The following is a 20,241-nucleotide window of genomic DNA, read 5'->3' as shown; positions in this document are numbered from 1 at the left end:
ATCTACGCCGCGAGGTCCCGCTCGTCCGGGCCGGAGGCCGCCGGCTGGGCCAGCTCCGCCACAGCCTCCTCCTCCGCCCCCGGAGCCGGCTTCGACCACACCAGCCACCCGGTCCGCCCCGTCCGCCCGACAGCCTTGGCCACGGGCGTGAGCAAGGCCATCGCCAGCGGCGAGAGCAGCAGCGCGACGGCCGTTCCGAGCGCGAATCCGCCCACGACGTCCGTCGGATAGTGCACGCCCATAAAGACCCGGCAGAAGCCTTCGAGCAAGGCGAGAGCGATACCGGCAAGACCGAACTTCCGGTTGGCCACGAAAAGCCCGACGCCGAGAGCCATCGCGAGCGTCGCGTGATCGCTCACGAAGGAGAAGTCGGTCTTTCCGTGCACAAGGACCTCAAGGCCGTCGTGGTCCTTGAAAGGGCGACGCCGCTCCACAAATCCCCGGATCGGCACATTCACCAGGACGGCGATCCCGGCCGCCAAGGGCGCCCAGACAACGGCGGCGACAGAGGAAGCGGCGTCATCGAGTGAACCGCGCTTTCGCTGCCCCCACCAGCACCAGACGACCAGCAGAACAAGTGCGAGCAGCAGTCCGTACTCGCCGACGAATGCGATCGACTTCGTCAGCAGGGCCGGCGAATCCTCGGCCAGGCCGTTGATGTCGTAGAGCAGGCTGACGTCGGGGTTCGACCCTGTTGTGTCGAGTCCAGCCATGGTGCTGCGGCCCCTTGTCTCCTCGCTTCGGACGCACCTTGCCGTGCGCCCTTCCATCAACCCCCGTGGTCCGTACCGCTTGCTGCGTGACTGCTTGCCGCGTGGTCAATGCCGCTCGCTACCGGGTGGAACGCGTGGCCCCCTTCACTACGTTCCACTCTCCACTGAATGATCACGCAGACGTTACCGAAGAGAGACTCATCACCGCAGCTCAGAGAAGTGTACTGACGGAGAGTTCAAGCCACATCACGCGCCGCTCACGCCTCCACAACGGACCCGTTTCGGGGTCCTCCGCGACCCTTCAGGCCGCGGACAGCTTGTCGGGCACGGCGTTCGCCCCGTCCTCGGTGACGCGAGTCGCGCCAAAATAATCCGGTGTGTCGATCGGGTCGAAACGGATCACCGCGCCGGGCCGCGGGGCGTTAATCATGTAGCCCCCGCCGACGTAGATCCCGACATGCCGGATGGCCCGGGAATTGGTGAGGTCGTCCGAGAAGAACACCAGGTCTCCCGGGAGCAGTTCGTCCCGTTTCGGGTGAGGCCCCGCGTTGTACTGGTCGTTGGCGACACGCGGCAGATCGATATCGACACTTCGATAGGCGGCGAGCGTAAGTCCGGAGCAGTCGAACCGGCCGTTCTGCTCGGCGGTTCCATTGCCGCCCCACAGATACAGCGTGCCGAGCTTCTTCTGCGCGTAGTAGATGGCTCCTGCCGCCTGCTGCGAGGGCTGCACCCTGCCGGTGGGCCGGGCGAAGCTCTTCTCCAGGTCCGTGATGGTCTTCACGTAATTCTGGGTCTCGCGGTAAGGCGGCACGCCGCCGTACTTGATGACGGCGTACGCACCCGCGTTGTACGCGGCGAGCATGTTCTCCGTCGGACTTCCCGGGGCGTCCTTCACATATTTGGCGAGTTTACAGTCGTACGAAGCGGCGGAGGGGATGGCGTCCTTCGGGTCCCAGACATCACGGTCACCGTCACCGTCACCGTCGAGCCCGTGCGTGGCCCAGGTCCCCGGGATGAATTGCGCTATCCCCTGAGCCGCGGCCGGGCTCTTCGCGTTCGGGTTGAACCCGCTCTCCTGGTACAGCTGCGCGGCGAGCAGAGCGGGATTGATCGCCTTGCAGAGATTGCCCCACTTCTGCACGAGCGGCTGGTAGGTGGCGGGCACGGCGCCTTTCGCGAGCCCGACGTTCCCCTGCCCGGCGCCGTTCGCGATGCTTCCGGCGGCCATGTAGGTCCCCACGACGAGCAGGGCGATGAAACTCATCGCCCCACCGATACCGACGGCCGCGACCAGCCAAGCCTTACGCACCGTCAACCACCCCTCACCGCGCGGGAGTCCGCCGCGGTTCAGTGTAGAGGCGGGACCTGTGCCTTCGGGGGATCACCACCGAGCTCGACCCAGAGCAGTTTGCCGTCCCGGGCGGCGCCGAGGGGATAGGCACCCCAGGCATCGGCGCAAGACCGCACAAGATGCAGCCCACGCCCGCTCTCGGCGTCCGCCGGGGGTACGGGCGGGCTACCGGGCCGCCCGAACCCGGGCGGAATCCGCGGATCGGAATCCAACACGGCGACGCGGATGCCCTGCGGGGAGGAGTGGCGGAGGCGGAGGGCGTAGGGGCCGTCGGTATGGCAGTGGGCGTTGTTGAGCATCTCCGCGGCGAGGAGTTCAGCGGTGGGCAGGAGCTGGGGGAGGCCGTACGTGGCGAGGACGGCGCGGAGGGTGGCGCGGGCGATGCCGGGGGCGCGGGGGTCGTGCGGGAGTTGGAGGGTGTAACTCCAGGGCGGGGATACGGTTGTCGGCAGCATGGAAGTCTCCGTTCGGGGTGGGGAGTTGCCGGGCCCGTGTGCGTGTGCCCGGTTGTGCCCGGTGACGTTGTCGCTCCGTCGAGCGGGGTGCTTCCGGGTATCGGCGCCACTCATAACGTAGCGGCGCGTTGTTAAGGTGTTAATCGAAAACCTGCAAAGCCCTGCACAACCACTCGTGTGAGTGACTGGACAGAGGAGAGGCGAGCGCGCCCGTGAGAACCAACCCGACGGGACGTCAACTCCGGCTGGGCAGCGAGCTTCGCAAGCTCCGTGAACGTGCCGGCCTCACGTCGACGGAGGCAGGGAAGCTGCTCGGCGTGAAGCAGAACCAGGTCAGCAACATGGAGTCCGGACGGCTCGGCATGAGTGCGGCCCGAGTACGCACCCTCGCCAGCCATTACGGCTGCTCGGACAGAACCCTCGTTGAGGCGCTGGCCGGCATGACCGCTGAACGGACACGCGGGTGGTGGGAGGAGTACCGCGAGATCCTGCCCGCCGGACTGCTCGACCTGGCCGAGATCGAGCACCACGCCACGCTGCTGCGAACCGCCGTGACCGTACACATCCCCGGCCTTTTCCAAACCACGGACTACGCCCGCGAGATCTTCCGCCAGGACGTACCGGAGCTGTCACCCCCGGACATCGAGCACCGCATCTCGTACCGGATCAAGAGGCAGGCCGTGCTCTTCCGCGAAGTGCCGACACCGAACCAGGTGATCGTCCACGAGGCGGCTCTCCGGATGCAGTTCGGTGGCCCCACTGTGACCAGGACCCAGCTCAGGCACCTCGTGGACATGAGCGAGCGTGAGCACATCACCCTCCAGGTGATCCCGTTCGCCGCTGGCACGTTCCCCGGCTCGGGGCAGTCGATCTACTACTCGGCAGGCGCGGTGCCCCAGCTCGACACGGTGAATCTCGACCAGTCGCACGGCCCCGTGTTCCTGGACGCCGAGGCCCAGCTCGACAAGTACCGCGTACTGCTCAACCGCATGGAGGCCACAGCGCTCCCGCCCGCGAAGTCCCGCGACTTCATCCACAGCATCGTCCAAGACCTGTAGAGGAACCCCCATGCCCCAGCTCAACTGGCAGAAGTCGTCCTACTGCGCCCAGGGCAACTCCTGCATACACGTCGCCGCACCCCGCCCCGGAACGACGATCCACCTGACCGAGAGCGCCGACCCCACCGGAGCGATACTCACCGCACGACCCGCAGCCTTCGCAGCCCTGCTCCGCGCCCTCAGCCCCTCCGGCGCCTGAGGAGCGGGGTCTGGGGCGGAGCCCCAGTTTCGGGAAGGGGCGGGATTGGGGAAAGCCCCGCAGGGCCCCCACCCACCCCACAGAATTCCCACGAAGGACCCACAGACGAAGGACCCCCACAGATGACCGCCACCCCACCCCCCGCGATCCCCCCGAACCTCGACTGGATCCGCGCCGCCCCCGAAGGGGAAGAAGGCCCAGGCCCCTGGATCGAAATCGCGTACGGCCACGACGACGCCGTCTACCTACGGGAAACCAGCGACCCCGAGAACATCGTGACCACGACCCAGGCCAAGTGGGACGCCTTCGTACTCGGCGTACAGGCAGGCGAGTTCGACCACTTCGTGGAGGGCGTGGAGTAACGACGCGGGTAGTACCGCTCGTCGGACGGATCGACGCTGTACCGCTCCCCTCGCATCCCACCCGACCATTCCAGGCAAGGCACGTTCGCGCAGGTCAGGACCCTGGGACCGTTCCAGCGTCCCGGATGGGCCGACGATCCTTGCTCTCGCCGAGGACCCCGCCTTTAGCTGTGATCACCACTGAACAGCAGCACTTCTCCGGGGGATCCCATGAAGCACACCCGCAAGGCCGTCGCAGCAGTCATCGGCCTCGTCGCCGCCCTCTCGCTCACCGCCTGCAACGGCGACGACAACGCGTCGGCGGACACCAGCACGCCCACCGCGTCGGCGGACAAGGACAGCGGCAACGGCGGCACCGGGGGCGGCGGCGAAGCCACCGGTGGCGGGAAGAACCCGGGCGGCGGCGAAGCCCCCCAGGACACGGCCGCCGGCGCCGGTGACACCGGCGACAACAGCAACGGCAAGGTCGGCATCTGCCGTACCGACGAGCTCGAAGTGAACGCCACCGACAACACCACCGACAAGACGGAAGGCATCGTCACCGTCGTGTTCAAGAACGGCGGCGGCCGAGACTGCGCCATCAAGGGCTACGCCGGAGTCGACCTGACGGCGTCCACAGGCGACACCCTCTCCGTGAACCGCAACGGCGAGCAGCCCATCCCCGGTGTCCTGGAGGACGGCGAGTCAGCCGCCTTCAACATCACGTTCCCGTACAACAACTCGGGCGGCTCCGGCGTCCGCATCACCAGCCTCGTCGTGACGCCCCCGAACGAGACCAAGCACGTCACCCTCGACTGGCCCGCGGGCACGCTCCCGGTCTCGGACGGCGAGGGCGCGGTCAAGCTGGAGATCAACCCGGTGGGCAAGGTCGGCTGACACCCCCGGCTCCGGCCTCAGCCCCAGCCCCAGCCGCATCCCCAGCCCCGGCACTTGCTCAGGCGGCCTGCCTCGGGCGCACGACCTTGAAGCCGAAGCCGTACGTGCCGATCGAATCCCCCACCCCGATGAACAGCAGCGCGGCGTGTTCCTGACCGCGCGCGGTCCCGATGCCGCCCAGGTCCAACTGGGCGGCTTCGGGCCATCCCAAGTCGCTGAGCAGCTGCCGCGTCGTCAGCTTGGCGGCGGCGTCGTCACCGGACAGGAAGACCATGCCCGGCTCCTCCAGGCTCCCCGGATTCGTCATCACCACCGAGTCCATGGTGACGAGCGTCTTGACGACCGGCGTCTCGGGAAACGCCGCCTGGATCTCCTCGCTGAGGCTGTAGTTGGGGTGGGAGAGCTCCATGTTCTCGGTGAACCCGACCCCGACGTCGACCAGCACCTTCCCGGCCAGAGCAGCCGCGCCGATCCCCTTCAGGAGGCCGACCGACTCCGTCCCGGGCGTGGCATTGACCAGCACATCCCCGTACGCGGCAGCCTCCCCGAGCCCCACAACGGTGAACCCGCCAAGCTCCTCCGCACCACCCCGCTCCTCCGGGGAACGCGACCCCAGCACGACCTCATGTCCCGCCCCCCGCCAGCCAGTTGCCAGCGCACGAGCGACATTCCCTGTTCCAAGCAGTCCGATTCGCATGGGTACGACGCTAAGGACCACCCCCCGAATCCAAATCGGCCGGAAGTCGCGACCCCGCTGGGCCCGTCGACGTACTCCAATAGCCCGAGGCCGCAAGGCAGTCGGGGGCAGCCGGGGCAGTCGGAGGGCCTACGGACTAGGCCGGGCTGAAGATCTTGGTCAGGTGGTAGTCGAGCGTGGCTCGTACGTCGTCCAGGGTGCGGCGGGCGTGCAGTACGTCGCCGCCCAGGCCGACCGCGGCAGCCACCAGTAGGTCGGCCTCGCGGCGGGCGTCCAGGCCGGGGGCCGTTTGCCCGCTCTCCTGGGCCGTGGTGATGAAGCCCGCGACGAGTTCCTCCAAGGGGTGGTCGTCGCTCAGGAAGACCTCCGCGATGGCGGGGTCGGTGAGGCTGCGGGCGTAGTACGCGGAGAACACCCGCAAGGCCATGGCCCGTTGAGCGTCCAGCGGCAGGAACTCGTCGAGCATGGCGCTCAGTACGCCGCGCAGGTTCGCGGGGTCGAAGTGGACGCGGGTCCTTGCCAGGCGTTCGTTCTCGCGGTGGAGCATGTGCAGGGCGGCTACGAGGAGTTGGTGCTTGCTGCCGAAGTGGTACTGGACCATGCGGAGCGACACCCCCGCCTCTGCCGCGATCTCCCGCATGCTCGCCGCGTCCAGGCCTCGCTCGGCGGCGATGCGCCACACCGCCTCGGCGATCTGCCGGCGCCTGCGCGCCCGCGCGCCGGACGTGGGCGCGGGGCTCTCGGGCGCCGGGACGGGCGGCTGCTTCCGCCGCCGGTAGGCCCTCGCCTGGCAGCTCCGGGAGCAGTAGAGAGCGGGGCGGCCGCGCTTGCCCGCGGCGCCGATTCCGGCACGGCAGACCGTGCAGCGGGGCTTCTTTTCGTCACGCACGGCTCGAAGTATAGGACCTGGAATGTGTGACGTAATGGGAAGATAGCGCCTTGGAGTTAGGGGATTTCGAGAAAGCCGCTGATACGTTCGTAACGTGAAGTACGACATCCTCCAGGTCCTCGGCGCGATCCTGATGTGTTTCTCCGCGCAAGGCCTCATCCGACTGCTCCTCGACCACGACTACACCGGCCTCCTCGGCTGGCTCCCCGGCGGCTTCGCGGTCCTCCTGGTCGCCTACGTCGTCGCGCTCGCCGCGGGCGTACTCCTGACCGGCTGGTCCCACTCCCACGCGAAAGCCCTCGGCCGCCGCAGCTGAGGTCTGCGAATGGGGCTGCACGGGCGGTTGACGGGTGTCCACCTTTCCCCGATCGTTGGGGAATTGGGCGCAAATCAAAGCGCCGCGTTGTGACGGCTGGGGGGAGCCGAACATGCAACCTGGGGACGAGCACGGCAGCACGCCGAGCGATGCGGTACCACCCGGCCAGGGTGACCAGGGCGGCCAAGGCGAACAGCGGATCCAGGGCGGCCAGTTCGGGCCGCCTCCCCCGATGGCGCCTCCCCCAATGGCCCCGCCCCCGATGACACCGCCGCCGGGCCCTCCCGCATCGCCTCCCCCTCCACCGCCACCGCCCCCCACAGCCCCGCCCACCTACGGCCCACCCCCACCCGCGGGCCCGCCCGCACCCGCGCCCGCCCCCGACGCCCTGCGTGCCCTCTCCGCCGGGCTTCTCAACCTCACCGGCCTCGGCCTCGGCTACGTACTCCTGAAGCGCTGGCTCCTGGCCGCCCTGTGCTGGGCCGCGACCGCAGCGCTGCTCTTCATCGCGCTGCCCGCCGAGGTCGACGGCGTCCCCGGCGGCGTACTCATCGGGTTCGTGGCCTTCCTGCTCCTCGCGGCGGCCGACGGGGCCCGCCGCGCCCTCCGTACCCACCAGGCCTGGCCCCTCCGCGCGCCGCTCGCCGTCGGGCTCGGGCTCGTTCTCCTCGCCGTCCCCGCCGGCGGCGTCATCGCGTACGACGCCGCGCGCGACGAGGCCGTCGAGGAGATGCTGCTCGACCGGCTCGACAAGGCCGACAAGATCGTCACGGCCGCCGACGGCCGCACCTTCGACGCGGCCGAGGACGACTACCGCTCCGCCCTCGCCATCTACCGCGACCTCGGCGACGACCACCCCGGGTCCAAGGCCGCCAAGCGCGTCCCGGACAGCCTCACCGCGTACTACAAATCCGTCGCCGCCCCTTACGACGAGCGCAAGTACTGCGAAGCCCTCGCCCCCCTGAAGTACCTCCGCACCCTCCCCAACACCCTCGGCAAGGACCGCGTAGGCACCCTCGCCACCTGGCCCGACGACCGCCTCGCCACCTCCCTCTACGAATGCGGCAGCCAGGGGCTCGGAACCACCACGGCCGGAAGCGGCGGCGAGCTCGGCGAGCTCCTGCGGACATTCCCGGACTCCGACCAGGCCGAGAAGGTCGAGCCCGCCATCCGCGCCGCCATCGACTCACGCTCCTCCGACCTCAAGGGCTCCGACCCCTGCAAGGCCACCGAGGAACTCCGCGGCATCGGCACCACCGCCAAGGCCCTCCCCGACGACGCGGGCGCCGGCCTCTCCGGCGACGCGGCGAGCGCGGTGGAGTCCGGGGTGTACGCGTGCGGAGTGGACGAGTTCAAGGACGGGAAGTTCGGCGAGGCCGCCAAGACGCTCAGCGACTTCGCGGGGACCTACAAGAGCAACGGCAAGCGCGACCGCGCCAAGGACATCGCCATCGCCGCCGAGATCGCCGACGCCCGCCCGGCGGCGGGCCGCAGCCTGCCGCCGACGAAGTCACCGGGCGGCGCGAAGCTCACGTACGTCGTCGAGAACGGCGGCCCCGGCCCGCTCGAAGTGCTCTACACCGGCCCCACCACCGGCAGCCTCAAGCTCACCTCGTGCGACGGCTGCAAGACGTACACCAGCAAGGCCCAGGGCAAGAAGTCCTGCCTGGCGGGCAAGGGGTACCCGCAGAAGACGCTCCGTCTGCCCCCCGGTGACTACCACTTCCTCTACAAGCGCGACACGAGCAGCGTGGGCAGCGTCCGCAACAACGCCGAGGGCAGCAAGGTCCAGCCCGGCTACCGCTACACCGACTGCTCGTACGTGGTGACGGGCGGCGGCCTGGGCGACCTCGACGGCTTGGACGGTCTGGACGGTCTGGATGGCCTCGACGGGGTTGCATGACCCATGATGTGAGTCCCCGTCACCGGACCAGGTCGGAATGAACCTGCGATGAGACCTGCAATCAGACCTGCAATCAGACTCGCCATGAGACCTGGTCAGAGGGCACGCCGGGCCGTCATTGCCCGGCGTCACTCAGCGTGATACACAGAGTGACCATACGTTTCAGCCAACGAATGACGCCAAGTCGACATGCACTGGCCCGTTTGTCGGCGAGAATGAGCTGTCCTCTGTACTGCGGTAGGCAGAGGTGACGGAACAACCCACTAGGGGCGGTGAGTTACACATGCTTATGGCAGCCGAAAAGGGCGACATCACCACCATCATCGGCGGGATCGCCCCCGACTGGGGTCCCTTCGGGAGCCTGGGCAACGAGGCGCGGGTGATGATCGAGGTCGTGATGGCGATCGCCATCCTCCTCTGTCTCGGCATTGCGATCTGGGGCGCGGCGAAACAGCGCATCGGCGCGACGGCGCTGCGCGACACGTTCAGTGCGGAGCAGGGCAAGGGCCTGATCATCGCGGGCCTGACCGGCGTCTTCATCATCGGATCGCTCGGCACGGTCTTCACCATCGTGTACGGGATGGCGGTCTAGCCCACCACCACTTACGTCCCCGTTCCCTTCCCCGTCCCCGCCCTGTCCCCTCCCCCTGTCCCCCTTCGACCCACCCACCCGTCGTGCCCACCGGCTGAGGTTGCAACTCCCTGATGTCGAGTCACCACACCGCGCCCGCGCGGGAACCAGCACGGCTACCGTCGTACGTGGCGGTACACCGAGAGGTTGAGGGGGCGTGCGCGGCATGAGTCTCGACGACGAGCGAAACGACGGCCTCTACGGCGGCTCGGGCGAAACCCGGACGCGGCTTCCCGAGGGGGAGGGGGGCGGCCAGGACGGGTACGGCGGATCGCGCAGATCCAGCCGTTCTTCGTCACGGAGCCTCGTGACGGTGGTGGGTGTGGTGGTGCTGCTGATTGCGGCTATCGCCTTTGCGAACCGGGGTGGTGGAGGCTCCTCCGGAGAGGGCAGCGGGGACAGCGAGAAGCCGGGGGCGGCTCCCACCGCCCCTACCGGGGAGGAGCCTGTCCGGGGCAAGACGTCAGGGATTCCCTCCGGGTACACGAAGAGCGCACAGGGCGCGCAGTCCGCTGCCGCGAACTATGCGGTGGCGCTGGGCTCGGCGGACATGTTCAAGGCGGGACTTCGCCACAACATCGTCAACACCGTCTATACCCCGCAGGCCGCCGCCGAGCGCCAGGGTTCGCTGGACAAGGTGTACGCCGGTAAGGAGTTCCTGACCGGCATCGGCCTGAACCCCGACGGCAGCGCGCCGAAGGGTACGACCTTCGTCTCGCGCATCATCCCCGTGGGCACGACGGTCAAGAAGCTGAGCGGCAACGTGGCGACCGTGGACATCTGGTACTCCTCGCTCTTCGGTCTCGCGGGAGAGAACACCAAGAACCCCGTATCCGAGAGCTGGTACACGAACACGTACGAGCTGCGGTGGGTCGGCGGCGACTGGAAGGTCGCCGACTTCAAGCAGAAGGACGGCCCCGTCCCCGTCGGGCGCGACCAAAGGGCCTCGACAGCCGACGACATGGCGAAGGCTGTGGAGGAGTACGGAGGGTTCACTTATGCCCGCTAGCAACCGTCGCCGCACCCTCACACTCGCCGCCGCAGTCACCACAGTGCAGACTGCCGTGGTTCTCTTCGCGACGCGGGCCTTCGCCGCGCCCGAGCCCGACGAGGACCCCTGCGATCTCATCCGCGGCCCCGCAAAGGAGTACTGCGAAAAGGGCCAAGACGGCGGCGGAGGCGGAGGCGACTACCCCACCGACGACCCCCTCAGCTCCACCCTCGACCCCCTCTCCTCCCTGGCAAAGGGCTGCGCCGACGCCGCATCCTGGACCGTCGACAAGCTCTCCGAAGCCGTGAAGGAGACCGCCGAGGTCGACTTCACGAACCCCAGCTTCCTCAAGCAGTACGCGGTCGTCTTCGCCGCATCCACCATCCTGACCCTGCTGCTCTGGCTCCTCGCCGTCGCCAAACGCGCAGTGAGAGGCGTCCCCCTCACCACCGCGCTCTCCGAAGCCATCGGGTTCCTGTGGCTGACGGTCCTCGCCTCCGCCTTCACGCCGCTGATCCTCTATACGGTCGTCTCCGCGGCCGACGGCGTCACGGACGTCATCGCGAAGGCCACCGGCGGCCAGACGGACACCTTCTTCGGGACCTTCTCCGAGGCCCTGAAGAAGGGCGAGGACATCGGCGGCGGGCCGATCATGCTGATCGTCGTCTCGCTCGTGTCGATCCTCGCGGCCGGTGTCCTCTGGCTCGAACTCGTCATCCGGGCCGCCCTGCTCTACGTGGGCGCCCTGCTCGGCACCGTCGTGTACGCGGGCCTCGTCGACAAGAACCTGTGGACGCACGTCCGCCGCTGGGCGGGGATCATGATCGCCGTCATCCTCGTCAAACCGATCATCGTCATCGTGCTCGGTCTCGCCGGCGCGCTCTCCGCCGACGACGGACCCGACGCGTTCTCCGCCGTCGTCTCCGGGCTCTCGATCATCCTGCTCGCCATCTTCGCGAGCGCCATGATCTACCGCTTCGTACCCGGCTTCGGCGACGAGATCGCCAACTCCCGGAACAACCGCATCTCCCAGGGCGCCGAGAGCCGCGCCGCGGCCGTCATCACCTCCCCCGCGTCCCTCGTCTCCCAGGGCATCAAGACCCACAGCTCCCGCGGAGGCGGCGGAGGCGGCAACAACCAGTCGCGGCCGTCCAACCCCGCCAGCGGCGGCGTCGCCGCCCACAGCAGCCGCCCCAGCGGAGGCGGCGGCGGCGGCTCATCGAACGGCGGCGGATCTGTCCCCTCCGCCGCACCCCCGCCCCGGGGCAGCGCCACCAGCACTCCGCACGCGCGCAACCGCGGCTCGGGAAACGGCTCCACAGGTTCCACTGGCACTACCAATCGCACGGGAGGTGAAGGGCGTTCATGACCACCCAGTCCCACGTGTCCCATCCGGTCGCGCCCCGCCGCACATATCTGATCGGCCGCGCACGGCCGAACGCGATCGTCGGCAAGAACCGGGAGACCGGTGAGATCGCGCTGATCATCGCCGGCGCCTTCGTCGGAATGATGTGCGGGCTCCTCGTCCCGGTCCTCTCCCTGCGCATCGTGCTGCTCATGGGCTTCCCGATGCTGGCGATCGCCGCGGTCTACGTCCCCTACAAGGGCCGCACGTTCTTCAAATGGTTCGAAATCAACCGCAGCTACAAGCGCTCCCTCAAGCGCGGCACCGCCTACCGCTCCGCCACCCCCGAAGCGGGCATCCGCTTCGACGGGAAGGAGGTCGAGGTCGGCCCGCCGCCCGGGATCGGCCGCATCAGCTGGCTGGCCGCGCCCTTCGGGCCGGACGAGATCGCCGTACTGCTGCACGCCGACCGGCGCACCGTCACCGCCGCCATCGAGATCGAGGGCCCGGGCGTCGGGCTGAGGGACTCCGAGGACCAGGAGGCCCTCGTAGACCGCTTCGGGACGTTGCTCAAGCACGTCGCCAACGGCGACGGCTTCGTGACGCGGCTCCAGATGCTCGCGCGCACCCTTCCCGCCGACCCGGACGCCCACGCCAAGGACGTCAGCGTACGAGGCGACGACCGGGCACTGCCCTGGCTGCAGCAGTCGTACGAGCAGCTCCAGTCGATGGTCTCCACCAGCAGCGAGCAGCACCGCGCGTACCTCGTCGCCTGCATGCACTACTCCCGCGACCTGGCCGCCGAGGCCCAGGCGATGGCCCGCGCCAGCCGCCCGCACGGCGGCCGGAAGCTCGACAAGGACGCCGGTCTCGCGGTCGTCATGGCGCGTGAGCTGACCGACATCTGCTCGCGGCTCCAGGAAGCGGACATCCGGGTGCGTCAGCCGCTCGGCCAGGGGCGGCTTTCCTCCCTCGTGCACTCCATGTACGACCCGGACCACCCCATCGACCACATCCAGGCGATGACCAAGCGCAACGCATGGCCCGCCGAGCTGGACGCCATGGAGCCCACCTACCTCCAGGCCAAGACCCGCGAGTCCTCCACCCGCGCGCCCTGGTGCCACGCCACGGCCTGGGTGAAGGAGTGGCCGATGACGCCCGTCGGCGTCAACTTCCTCGCCCCGCTGCTCGTCCACACCCCGGACGTGATCCGCACGGTCGCCGTCACCATGGACCTCGAACCCACCGAGGTCGCCATCGAGCGCATGCTGACGGAGAAGACGAACGACGAGGCGGAGGCGAGCCGCCAGGCCAAGCTCAACCGCACCGTCGACCCGCGTGACATCGCGTCGAACTCCCGTCTGGACCAGCGCGGCGAGGACCTCGCGAGCGGCGCGGCCGGCGTCAACCTCGTCGGCTACATCACCGTCTCGTCCCGTTCCCCCGAAGCCCTCGCGCGCGACAAGCGCACCATCCGGGCCTCGGCCGGGAAGTCGTATCTGAAGCTGGAGTGGTGCGACCGCGAGCACCACAGGGCCTTCGTCAATACGCTGCCGTTCGCGACCGGCATCCGACGCTAGAGGCGAGGGCTGCCACCATGCGGGATCCGCTGACCATCCTCACGGACGCCTTCACGTCCTTCCTGTTCGGGAAGGTGGAGACGACCCGACTCCCCGTGCGTACGTCGACGGGGCAGGCCCAGGCGGTCTATCTGCCGACGGCCGCCCCCGGCCTCGGCGACTCGGGCGTGATCATCGGGCGCGAGGTGTACTCCGGCAAGGGATACATCTACGACCCGTTCCAGCTCTACGGCCAGCAGCTCCCCGCCCCGCACTGGCTGGTGCTCGGCGAGTCGGGCAACGGCAAGTCGGCCCTGGAGAAGACGTACGTCCTGCGGCAGCTGCGCTTCAAGGACCGCCAGGTCGTCGTCCTGGACGCACAGGGCGAGGACGGCGTCGGCGAATGGAACCTCATCGCCCAGGAGCTGGGGATAACTCCCATCCGCCTCGACCCGACGGCCGCCCTGGACATGGGCATCCGCCTCAACCCCCTCGACCCCGCGATCACCACGACGGGCCAGCTCGCGCTGCTCAGGACCATCATCGAGGTCGCGATGGGGCACGGCCTCGACGAGCGCTCGGGCTTCGCGCTCAAGGTCGCCCACGCGTACGTGAACGAGACGATCGTGGAACGCCAGCCGGTCCTGACCGACATCGTGGAGCAGCTGCGCCACCCGGAGCCGGAGTCGGCCGAGGCCATGAACGTCGCCATAGACGACGTACGGGCATGGGGTCTGGACGTCGCGCTCGTCCTGGACCGTCTGGTCGACGGTGACCTGCGGGGCATGTTCGACGGCCCGACGACGGTCGGCATCGACCTGGACGCGCCACTGATCGTCTTCGACCTCTCGCACATCGACCGCAACTCGATCGCGATGCCGATCCTGATGGCGATCGTGGGCGTCTGGCTCGAACACACCTGGATCCGCCCGGACCGCAAGAAGCGCATCTTCCTGGTGGAAGAGGCGTGGCACATCATCAACTCCCCGTTCGTGGCGCAGCTGTTCCAGCGGCTGCTGAAGTTCGGGCGGCGGCTCGGTCTGTCGTTCGTGGCGGTGGTGCACCACTTGAGCGACGTGGTGGACGGGGCGGCGGCCAAGGAAGCCGCCGCGATCCTGAAGATGGCGTCGACGCGAACGATCTACGCCCAGAAGGCGGACGAGGCAAGAGCGACGGGCCGGGTACTCGGCCTCCCACGCTGGGCGGTGGAGATCATCCCCACGCTCACACCCGGCATCGCGGTGTGGGACGTGAACGGCAACGTCCAGGTGGTCAAACACCTGATCACGGAGACCGAACGCCCCCTGGTCTTCACCGACCGCGCCATGACGGAATCGTCGGCGGACCAGCTGCTCGGCGACGACGCGCTGCGGGCGGCGGACCTGGAGGCGGAGGAGCGGGCGGCGTACATGGAGCAGCAGATGAACGGCCCGTCGTCGTCGCGTTCCGGGGTGGCGTAGGGGATGGGGTACCGGGAGCCCGAGCCCTCCGAGTACCACTACCGGGGCGGACGCCGCGAATCCCGCGAGCGGGGCATCCCGGACGGCCTCCTGGTGGGCGGCCTCGCCTTCGTGCTCGGCCTGACGGTGCTCGTCTGGTCGGCGACGGGCCTGGCGGGCCTGTTCTCGCACGGCTCCTGGCCCAAGAACGTCACCTTCGGCAATACGCCGGTGGCGATGCGGCACCTGGTCCAGCAGCCGCACGACATCGTGGGCGCGTGGCCGGCGACCCCGGCGCCCCAACTGACGGGCTACGGCCTGTTCTGGGGCCTCCTGATCGGCCAGCTGATGGTCCTGGTGGTCCTGACGATCTTCGTGCTGGGGACGGTAACGCGGTGGAGGGCGGTACGAAGGGCGAGGCGCGAGGCGCCACAAGAACCCGCCGTTGTCCCCGCTGTGGGCAATCGTCCCGCAGGGCGGGACGGGTGGGCACAGCCCACACCGCCGGGTGCCGATGAACAGGACGTCAGGGCTGCGGGGCCGCAGAGCACCGAGGTGCTGGGGGCAGAAACAGCCACGGTTCCTACCCCTCGTACGCCCCTGGTACTGGGCCCGCGGGAAACCCGCAGACCCCTAGCAGCAGAGGCAATCCGAGACGCAGAGGGCGCAGCCCTGATCCTCACCTCGGACCCCACCCTGTGGGAAGAAACAAAAGACGCCAGAGCGAAGCTCGGCCCAGTCCTGGTCTACGACCCCAGTCACCTCTGCGACACCCCCGCAAGACTGCACTGGTCCCCCACCACCGCCTGCGAGGACAAGGCAGTGGCCGCACAAAGAGCCACCGCCCTGCTGGCCGCCATAAGGCCAAGCGCCAAGCTGGACAGCACCGTCGCCGACACCGCGGAAACCCTCCTCCGCAGCTTCCTCCACGCGGCAGCGGTGGACGGCCGCCCCGTCAAGCACGTACACCGCTGGGCACAAGGCACCCAAGTCCAAGAGGCGGTCCGCATCCTCCGCACCCACCAGAAGGCCACCTCGGGAGCCGCCGGCGAGCTGGAGGCGGCCCTCACGGCGTACCCGGAACGGCGCGACATGGCCCAGGAGTTGACGGCACGCGCGCTGTCCGCCCTCTTCACCCTGAACGTACGGGAATCGTGCACCCCAAACCGAACCGATTCCCTCACCCTGGATTCCTTCATCGATGAAGGGGGCACGCTTTTCGTGGTGGGTGAAGCGATCGAGGACCCCAAGTCACCCAAGGGGCCGGGCGCGATGCCCCTCCTCACGGCACTCGCCTCAAGCGTGGTCGAGCACGGCCGGCGCATGGCCGAACGGTCATCCTCCGGTCGGCTCGACCCACCAATGACGCTGGTCCTGGACGACGTGGCCGCCGTGGCCCCGCTCCCCCAGCTCCCGGAGCTCCTTTCCACCGGCGCGGAACGCGGCCTGCCCACCCTGGCCCTCCTCCGCTCCCGCGAACAGGCCCGCGCCCGCTGGCCGCACGCGGAGCTCCCCGGCTAGACACCCGGCGCGGGCCACGGCCTCAGGGTCGCCGTCCTACTCCGGTACTACCCGTACCCGCCCACGTCCCGCCCCTGGTCCGACGCCCGGCACCCCCGCGAGCGCCAGCATCAGAAGCATGATTCGGGCATACGAACTCACCAAGCGCTACGGCGACAAGACCGTCGTGGAGGACCTCTCCTTCACCGTCCACCCCGGTACCGTCACCGGCTTCCTCGGCCCCAACGGCGCGGGCAAGTCGACCACCATGCGGATGCTCCTCGGCCTGGACGCCCCGACCCGCGGCCGCTCCACGGTCGGCGACCGGACGTACGCGACGCACACCGCGCCCCTGCACGAGGTGGGCGCACTGCTGGAGGCCAGGTCCGTCCATCCGGGCCGCACCGCCTTCCACCACCTCATGGCGCTGGCCCACACGCACGGCATCCCACGCCGCCGCGTCGAGGAGGTCCTGGACCTCGTGGGCATCCACGAGGTGGCCCGCAAGCGCGTGAAGGGCTTCTCGCTCGGCATGGGACAGCGCCTCGGTATCGCTGCCGCGCTCCTCGGCGACCCGGCCGTCGTCATCCTCGACGAGCCGGTCAACGGCCTCGACCCCGAGGGCGTCCTGTGGATCCGCAACCTCCTCAAGTCCCTTGCCGCGGAAGGCCGTACGGTCCTGGTCTCCTCACACCTCATGAGCGAGATGGCACTGACCGCCGAGCACCTGATCATCATCGGCCGCGGCAAACTCCTCGCGGACACGACCGTCGAAGCTTTCGTACGTGAGTCAGGCACGGGCTCCGTCAAGGTCGTCACCCCCGAGGCGGGCCTCCTCGGCGAACTGCTCGCCGCACCCAGCGTACAGATCACGAGCGACGCGCCGGGCGTCCTCGACGTACGCGGCACGGACGGCGAACACATCGGCCGCACGGCGGCGCAGCACGGCATCCCCCTCTTCGAACTCACCCCGCACACAGCCTCGTTGGAGCAGGCGTTCATGGACCTGACGCGGGATTCGGTCGAGTACGTCGCGTCGGCACCCGCCACCGCCACGGCGCTGGAAGGAGCAGCGGCATGAGCACCGCAACGGCAACCTCGCCCTACCGTCTTTCGTCCCGCGGGATCCTCCGCTCCGAGTGGCACAAGCTGTGGACGCTCCGATCCACCTGGATCATGCTCGGCCTGGCGAGCGTCTTCACCGTCGTACTCGGCATGATCCTCGCCGCCACCTACACGTACAGCCCCGGTGACGAGATCGACCCGGTCACGTACGCCCTGCTCGGCACCCAGATCGGCCAGGTCGCGATCGCGGTGCTCGGCATTCTCGTCACCGCGGGCGAGTACTCGACGGGCCTGGTGCGGGCCACGATGGCCGCGGTGCCGCGCCGGGTGCCGGTGCTCGGGGCGAAGACGGCCGTGTTCGCCGCGGTGGCGCTCGGGACGCTGCTGATCACGAACTTCCTCACGTTTCCGCTGGCCCAGATGTTCCTCGGGGGCACGGACCTGGAGGCGTCACTCGGCGACCCCGGCATCGCGCGCGCCGTGGCCGGATCCGCCGCCGGAACGGCCCTCATCGGCGTCATCGTGCTCGGCCTCGGCTCGGCCCTGCGCAGCATCCCGGGCACGATCGGCGCGTACGTAGGCGGCCTGATCCTTCTCCCGCAGCTCGCCACGATGATCCCGAACCACACGGTGCAGGATCTCCTGAACTACTTCCCGCTGCCCGCCGCCGAGTCCCTCGCGGCCCTGAACACCGCACCCGGCGACCTCTCACCTGGCGCGGGCCTGCTGACGCTGTGCGTGTGGGCGGCGGCTTCCCTGGCGGCGGCGACGTATCTGCTGAGGCGCCGGGACGTATGAGCGATGCGCGTACGAGGATGAAACGGTGACCCCGGCCAACGGAACCTCCGACCAGCCGCTGACCCAGTACGTGGAGCGCGGCGTCCAGTGGATGCGCGCTTTCGACCGCCGGCACCCGCTGGTCTGGGATCTCCATCTGGTCGGGTTCTTCGTGTTCGCCGCGTTCATCGACCTCGTGGGCGACGGCTGGCGGAACATCGCCCAGAACACGGACGTTCCGGCCTGGGCCCTGTACGCGATCACGCTGGCCGCCACCGTGCCGCTCCTGTGGCGCCGCACCCATCCGCTCGCGGTCTACGTCGTCATGCTGCTCGCGTCGCTGGCCAACAACTGGACGGGTGCCGTCCTGCAAGCCTCGCTCACCCTGCTCATCGTCGTCTTCAACATCGCGATACGGCTTCCGCTGCGCACATTGGCCTGGTCGTACGCGCTGCTCGTGCTGCCGCCCGTCGTCGGCCATCTCCGCCACCCGCAGGGCAGTTGGGACCAGGAGGTGGTCCCGACGATGATGAGCTTCGCGATCGTCGCCCTGCTGGGCATCGCGGTCCGCACCCGCCAGGAGTACATGGCCTCGCTGGTGCAGCGCGCCAAGCAGCTCGAAATCGAACGCGACCAGCAGGCACGGCTCGCCACCAACGCCGAACGCACGCGCATCGCCCGGGAGATGCACGACATCATCGGCCACAATCTCTCGGTCATCACGACCCTCGCGGACGGCGGTTCGTACGCCGCCGCCAAGTCCCCGGAGCGCGCCGCCCAGGCCCTCACCGCCATCGGCACCACAAGCCGCCAGGCCCTGACGGAACTGCGCCGGCTCCTGGACGTCCTGCGGGATGAGGCCCCTCAGCCCGCTGAAGGGCCCGCCCTCGCTCCCCAGCCCGCCCTCACCGACCTGGACCAACTCATCGACGGGGTACGGGCCGCGGGGCTTCCGGTACGCAGCACGGTGCGCGGCCGCCCGGACTCGCTCCCGGCGGGCCGCCAACTCACGGTCTACCGCGTGGTGCAGGAGGCTCTCACGAACACGCTCAAGCACGGGGGCCCGGAGGCAACGGCCTATGTGGAGGTCGCGTACGGCGACGACGGGGTGCGGGCGACGGTGACGGACACGGGTGTGGGAGGCGGGCCACCGGCGGAGGGATCCGGCGGGGGCTCCGGCGGCAGGGGACTGACGGGAATGCGCGAGCGAACTGCCCTGTACGACGGGACACTTGAGGCAGGCCCGCTGCCGCACCCCCAGGGCGGCTGGCACGTCGTACTCCATCTCCCCAAGGAACCCCCTCCGTGACGACCGTGCTCATCGTCGACGACCAGCCGATGCAACGCTTCGGATTCCGCATGCTCCTGGAGAGCCAGGACGACATGAGGGTGGTGGGAGAGGCCGGCAACGGCAGCGAGGCGGTCCGCATGACGGCGGAACTCCACCCGGACGTCGCCCTGATGGACATCCGCATGCCGGGCCTCGACGGAATCGAGGCCACGCGCCGCATCGTGGCGGCGGGCGACCGCACCCGCGTCCTGATCCTCACCACGTTCGACCTCGACGAGTACGCGTACGCGGGCCTGCGCGCGGGAGCCTCGGGGTTCCTCATCAAGGACGCCCTGCCGGAGGAGCTCCTCTCCGGCATCCGCGCGGTCGCCACGGGAGACGCGGTCGTGGCGCCGAGCCTGACCCGCCGCCTCCTGGACGCGTACGCCGATCACTTGCCGATGCCGCGGGCGGGCTCGGACGCCGCCGACCCGTCCCGGGACCCACGCCTGGCCTCACTGACGGACCGGGAGCGCGAAATCCTGACGGTCATCGGGCAGGGCTGGACGAACGCGGAGATCGCGGGGCGGCTGCATCTCGCGGAGTCGACGGTGAAGACGCATGTGGGGCGCATTCTGGCGAAGACCGGGGCGAGGGACCGGGTGCAGGCGGTAATTCTGGCGTACGACACGAAATTGGTGAGGCCGGAGTAATTGGCCGGCCCCGGGCGACCGGGGAAATTACTCCTGAACGCAGAAAACCCCCGCACCCAGAGGGTGCGGGGGTTTCCCGTTAATAATAGTTCGGCGGCGTCCTACTCTCCCACAGGGTCCCCCCTGCAG

21 protein-coding genes are annotated in these 20,241 nt (G+C 69.1%); 16 read left to right on the top strand and 5 right to left on the bottom strand.

What is annotated here, in order from left to right; translation table 11 throughout:
* Nucleotides 1-2: 2 nt before the first annotated feature.
* The 3 genes from ACWGI2_RS28130 to ACWGI2_RS28120 form a co-directional block, all read right to left on the bottom strand.
* Complete coding sequence (locus ACWGI2_RS28130; RefSeq protein WP_453400817.1) at nt 3-713, bottom strand: phosphatase PAP2 family protein; 711 nt, start codon at nt 711-713, stop codon at nt 3-5.
* 301 nt (nt 714-1,014) lie between these two features.
* Nucleotides 1,015-2,025, bottom strand: a complete 1,011-nt coding sequence (locus tag ACWGI2_RS28125; protein WP_453400818.1) for a C40 family peptidase — start codon at nt 2,023-2,025, stop codon at nt 1,015-1,017.
* Nucleotides 2,026-2,063: 38 nt separating this feature from the next.
* Nucleotides 2,064-2,522 (bottom strand): ATP-binding protein, encoded by a 459-nt coding sequence (locus ACWGI2_RS28120; protein WP_453400819.1) that lies wholly within the window; start codon nt 2,520-2,522, stop codon nt 2,064-2,066.
* 212 nt (nt 2,523-2,734) lie between these two features.
* On the opposite strand from ACWGI2_RS28120, the gene ACWGI2_RS28115 reads away from it, so the two are divergent.
* The 4 genes from ACWGI2_RS28115 to ACWGI2_RS28100 all read left to right on the top strand — a co-directional run bounded on the left by ACWGI2_RS28115 (nt 2,735) and on the right by ACWGI2_RS28100 (nt 5,017).
* Nucleotides 2,735-3,580 carry a helix-turn-helix domain-containing protein gene (locus ACWGI2_RS28115; protein ID WP_453400820.1) on the top strand — a complete coding sequence of 282 codons (846 nt, stop codon included), beginning with the start codon at nt 2,735-2,737 and terminating at the stop codon, nt 3,578-3,580.
* 10 nt (nt 3,581-3,590) lie between these two features.
* Entirely contained in the window at nt 3,591-3,779 is a 189-nt protein-coding gene (locus tag ACWGI2_RS28110) for a DUF397 domain-containing protein (RefSeq protein WP_453400821.1), read from the top strand.
* 122 nt (nt 3,780-3,901) lie between these two features.
* A complete protein-coding gene (locus ACWGI2_RS28105) occupies nt 3,902-4,141 on the top strand; it encodes a DUF397 domain-containing protein (protein WP_453400822.1) in 240 nt (79 codons plus the stop codon).
* A 210-nt stretch (nt 4,142-4,351) separates the two neighbouring features.
* Nucleotides 4,352-5,017, top strand: a complete 666-nt coding sequence (locus tag ACWGI2_RS28100; RefSeq protein WP_453400823.1) for a DUF4232 domain-containing protein — start codon at nt 4,352-4,354, stop codon at nt 5,015-5,017.
* Between the two features lie 58 nt (nt 5,018-5,075).
* Here the strand turns inward: ACWGI2_RS28100 and ACWGI2_RS28095 are convergent, their stop codons facing one another.
* Complete coding sequence (locus ACWGI2_RS28095; RefSeq protein WP_453698327.1) at nt 5,076-5,714, bottom strand: NADPH-dependent F420 reductase; 639 nt, start codon at nt 5,712-5,714, stop codon at nt 5,076-5,078.
* A gap of 136 nt (nt 5,715-5,850) precedes the next feature.
* Complete coding sequence (locus tag ACWGI2_RS28090; protein WP_453400825.1) at nt 5,851-6,603, bottom strand: TetR/AcrR family transcriptional regulator; 753 nt, start codon at nt 6,601-6,603, stop codon at nt 5,851-5,853.
* 94 nt (nt 6,604-6,697) lie between these two features.
* Here ACWGI2_RS28090 and ACWGI2_RS28085 point away from each other — a divergent pair, with 94 nt between their 5' ends.
* The 12 genes from ACWGI2_RS28085 to ACWGI2_RS28030 all read left to right on the top strand — a co-directional run bounded on the left by ACWGI2_RS28085 (nt 6,698) and on the right by ACWGI2_RS28030 (nt 20,112).
* Nucleotides 6,698-6,919, top strand: a complete 222-nt coding sequence (locus tag ACWGI2_RS28085; protein ID WP_453400826.1) for a hypothetical protein — start codon at nt 6,698-6,700, stop codon at nt 6,917-6,919.
* Nucleotides 6,920-7,031: 112 nt separating this feature from the next.
* Nucleotides 7,032-8,822, top strand: a complete 1,791-nt coding sequence (locus tag ACWGI2_RS28080) for a hypothetical protein (protein ID WP_453698326.1) — start codon at nt 7,032-7,034, stop codon at nt 8,820-8,822.
* A 283-nt stretch (nt 8,823-9,105) separates the two neighbouring features.
* On the top strand, nt 9,106-9,414 hold the full coding sequence (locus ACWGI2_RS28075; protein ID WP_160505898.1) for a hypothetical protein: 309 nt from the start codon (nt 9,106-9,108) through the stop codon (nt 9,412-9,414).
* Between the two features lie 205 nt (nt 9,415-9,619).
* On the top strand, nt 9,620-10,462 hold the full coding sequence (locus tag ACWGI2_RS28070; RefSeq protein WP_453698324.1) for a hypothetical protein: 843 nt from the start codon (nt 9,620-9,622) through the stop codon (nt 10,460-10,462).
* Nucleotides 10,452-11,813: a hypothetical protein gene (locus ACWGI2_RS28065; protein ID WP_453698322.1), complete on the top strand. Its 1,362-nt coding sequence runs from the start codon at nt 10,452-10,454 to the stop codon at nt 11,811-11,813. Before ACWGI2_RS28070 ends, ACWGI2_RS28065 begins: the two co-directional genes overlap by 11 nt.
* Nucleotides 11,810-13,369 carry an SCO6880 family protein gene (locus tag ACWGI2_RS28060; protein ID WP_453698321.1) on the top strand — a complete coding sequence of 520 codons (1,560 nt, stop codon included), beginning with the start codon at nt 11,810-11,812 and terminating at the stop codon, nt 13,367-13,369. The genes ACWGI2_RS28065 and ACWGI2_RS28060 overlap by 4 nt, the downstream gene beginning before the upstream one ends.
* Before the next feature lie 17 nt (nt 13,370-13,386).
* Entirely contained in the window at nt 13,387-14,808 is a 1,422-nt protein-coding gene (locus ACWGI2_RS28055) for an ATP-binding protein (RefSeq protein WP_249589079.1), read from the top strand.
* A gap of 3 nt (nt 14,809-14,811) precedes the next feature.
* Entirely contained in the window at nt 14,812-16,308 is a 1,497-nt protein-coding gene (locus tag ACWGI2_RS28050) for a TraM recognition domain-containing protein (RefSeq protein WP_453698320.1), read from the top strand.
* Between the two features lie 118 nt (nt 16,309-16,426).
* Nucleotides 16,427-17,368: an ABC transporter ATP-binding protein gene (locus tag ACWGI2_RS28045; RefSeq protein WP_453698318.1), complete on the top strand. Its 942-nt coding sequence runs from the start codon at nt 16,427-16,429 to the stop codon at nt 17,366-17,368.
* The gene (locus tag ACWGI2_RS28040; RefSeq protein ID WP_453698316.1) at nt 17,365-18,150 is read left to right on the top strand and encodes an ABC transporter permease; all 786 of its coding nucleotides are present in this window, start codon (nt 17,365-17,367) and stop codon (nt 18,148-18,150) included. The genes ACWGI2_RS28045 and ACWGI2_RS28040 overlap by 4 nt, the downstream gene beginning before the upstream one ends.
* A gap of 91 nt (nt 18,151-18,241) precedes the next feature.
* Nucleotides 18,242-19,438 carry a sensor histidine kinase gene (locus ACWGI2_RS28035; protein WP_453698874.1) on the top strand — a complete coding sequence of 399 codons (1,197 nt, stop codon included), beginning with the start codon at nt 18,242-18,244 and terminating at the stop codon, nt 19,436-19,438.
* On the top strand, nt 19,435-20,112 hold the full coding sequence (locus ACWGI2_RS28030; protein ID WP_453400834.1) for a response regulator: 678 nt from the start codon (nt 19,435-19,437) through the stop codon (nt 20,110-20,112). The genes ACWGI2_RS28035 and ACWGI2_RS28030 overlap by 4 nt, the downstream gene beginning before the upstream one ends.
* Nucleotides 20,113-20,241 lie beyond the last annotated feature (129 nt).

The organism is Streptomyces sp. NPDC054866, assembly GCF_053610745.1.
The sequence above is the reverse complement of the archived record's forward strand: the minus strand, read 5'-3'. Positions and strand labels throughout refer to the sequence as shown.

Coding starts and splice junctions, on each gene's coding strand:
- ACWGI2_RS28130 (WP_453400817.1), bottom strand. CDS start 713: ATGGCTGGACTCGACACAACAGGGTCGAACCCCGACGTCAGCCTGCTC.
- ACWGI2_RS28120 (WP_453400819.1), bottom strand. CDS start 2,522: ATGCTGCCGACAACCGTATCCCCGCCCTGGAGTTACACCCTCCAACTC.
- ACWGI2_RS28110 (WP_453400821.1), top strand. CDS start 3,591: ATGCCCCAGCTCAACTGGCAGAAGTCGTCCTACTGCGCCCAGGGCAAC.
- ACWGI2_RS28105 (WP_453400822.1), top strand. CDS start 3,902: ATGACCGCCACCCCACCCCCCGCGATCCCCCCGAACCTCGACTGGATC.
- ACWGI2_RS28100 (WP_453400823.1), top strand. CDS start 4,352: ATGAAGCACACCCGCAAGGCCGTCGCAGCAGTCATCGGCCTCGTCGCC.
- ACWGI2_RS28095 (WP_453698327.1), bottom strand. CDS start 5,714: ATGCGAATCGGACTGCTTGGAACAGGGAATGTCGCTCGTGCGCTGGCA.
- ACWGI2_RS28080 (WP_453698326.1), top strand. CDS start 7,032: ATGCAACCTGGGGACGAGCACGGCAGCACGCCGAGCGATGCGGTACCA.
- ACWGI2_RS28075 (WP_160505898.1), top strand. CDS start 9,106: ATGCTTATGGCAGCCGAAAAGGGCGACATCACCACCATCATCGGCGGG.
- ACWGI2_RS28070 (WP_453698324.1), top strand. CDS start 9,620: ATGAGTCTCGACGACGAGCGAAACGACGGCCTCTACGGCGGCTCGGGC.
- ACWGI2_RS28065 (WP_453698322.1), top strand. CDS start 10,452: ATGCCCGCTAGCAACCGTCGCCGCACCCTCACACTCGCCGCCGCAGTC.
- ACWGI2_RS28060 (WP_453698321.1), top strand. CDS start 11,810: ATGACCACCCAGTCCCACGTGTCCCATCCGGTCGCGCCCCGCCGCACA.
- ACWGI2_RS28055 (WP_249589079.1), top strand. CDS start 13,387: ATGCGGGATCCGCTGACCATCCTCACGGACGCCTTCACGTCCTTCCTG.
- ACWGI2_RS28050 (WP_453698320.1), top strand. CDS start 14,812: ATGGGGTACCGGGAGCCCGAGCCCTCCGAGTACCACTACCGGGGCGGA.
- ACWGI2_RS28045 (WP_453698318.1), top strand. CDS start 16,427: ATGATTCGGGCATACGAACTCACCAAGCGCTACGGCGACAAGACCGTC.
- ACWGI2_RS28040 (WP_453698316.1), top strand. CDS start 17,365: ATGAGCACCGCAACGGCAACCTCGCCCTACCGTCTTTCGTCCCGCGGG.
- ACWGI2_RS28035 (WP_453698874.1), top strand. CDS start 18,242: ATGCGCGCTTTCGACCGCCGGCACCCGCTGGTCTGGGATCTCCATCTG.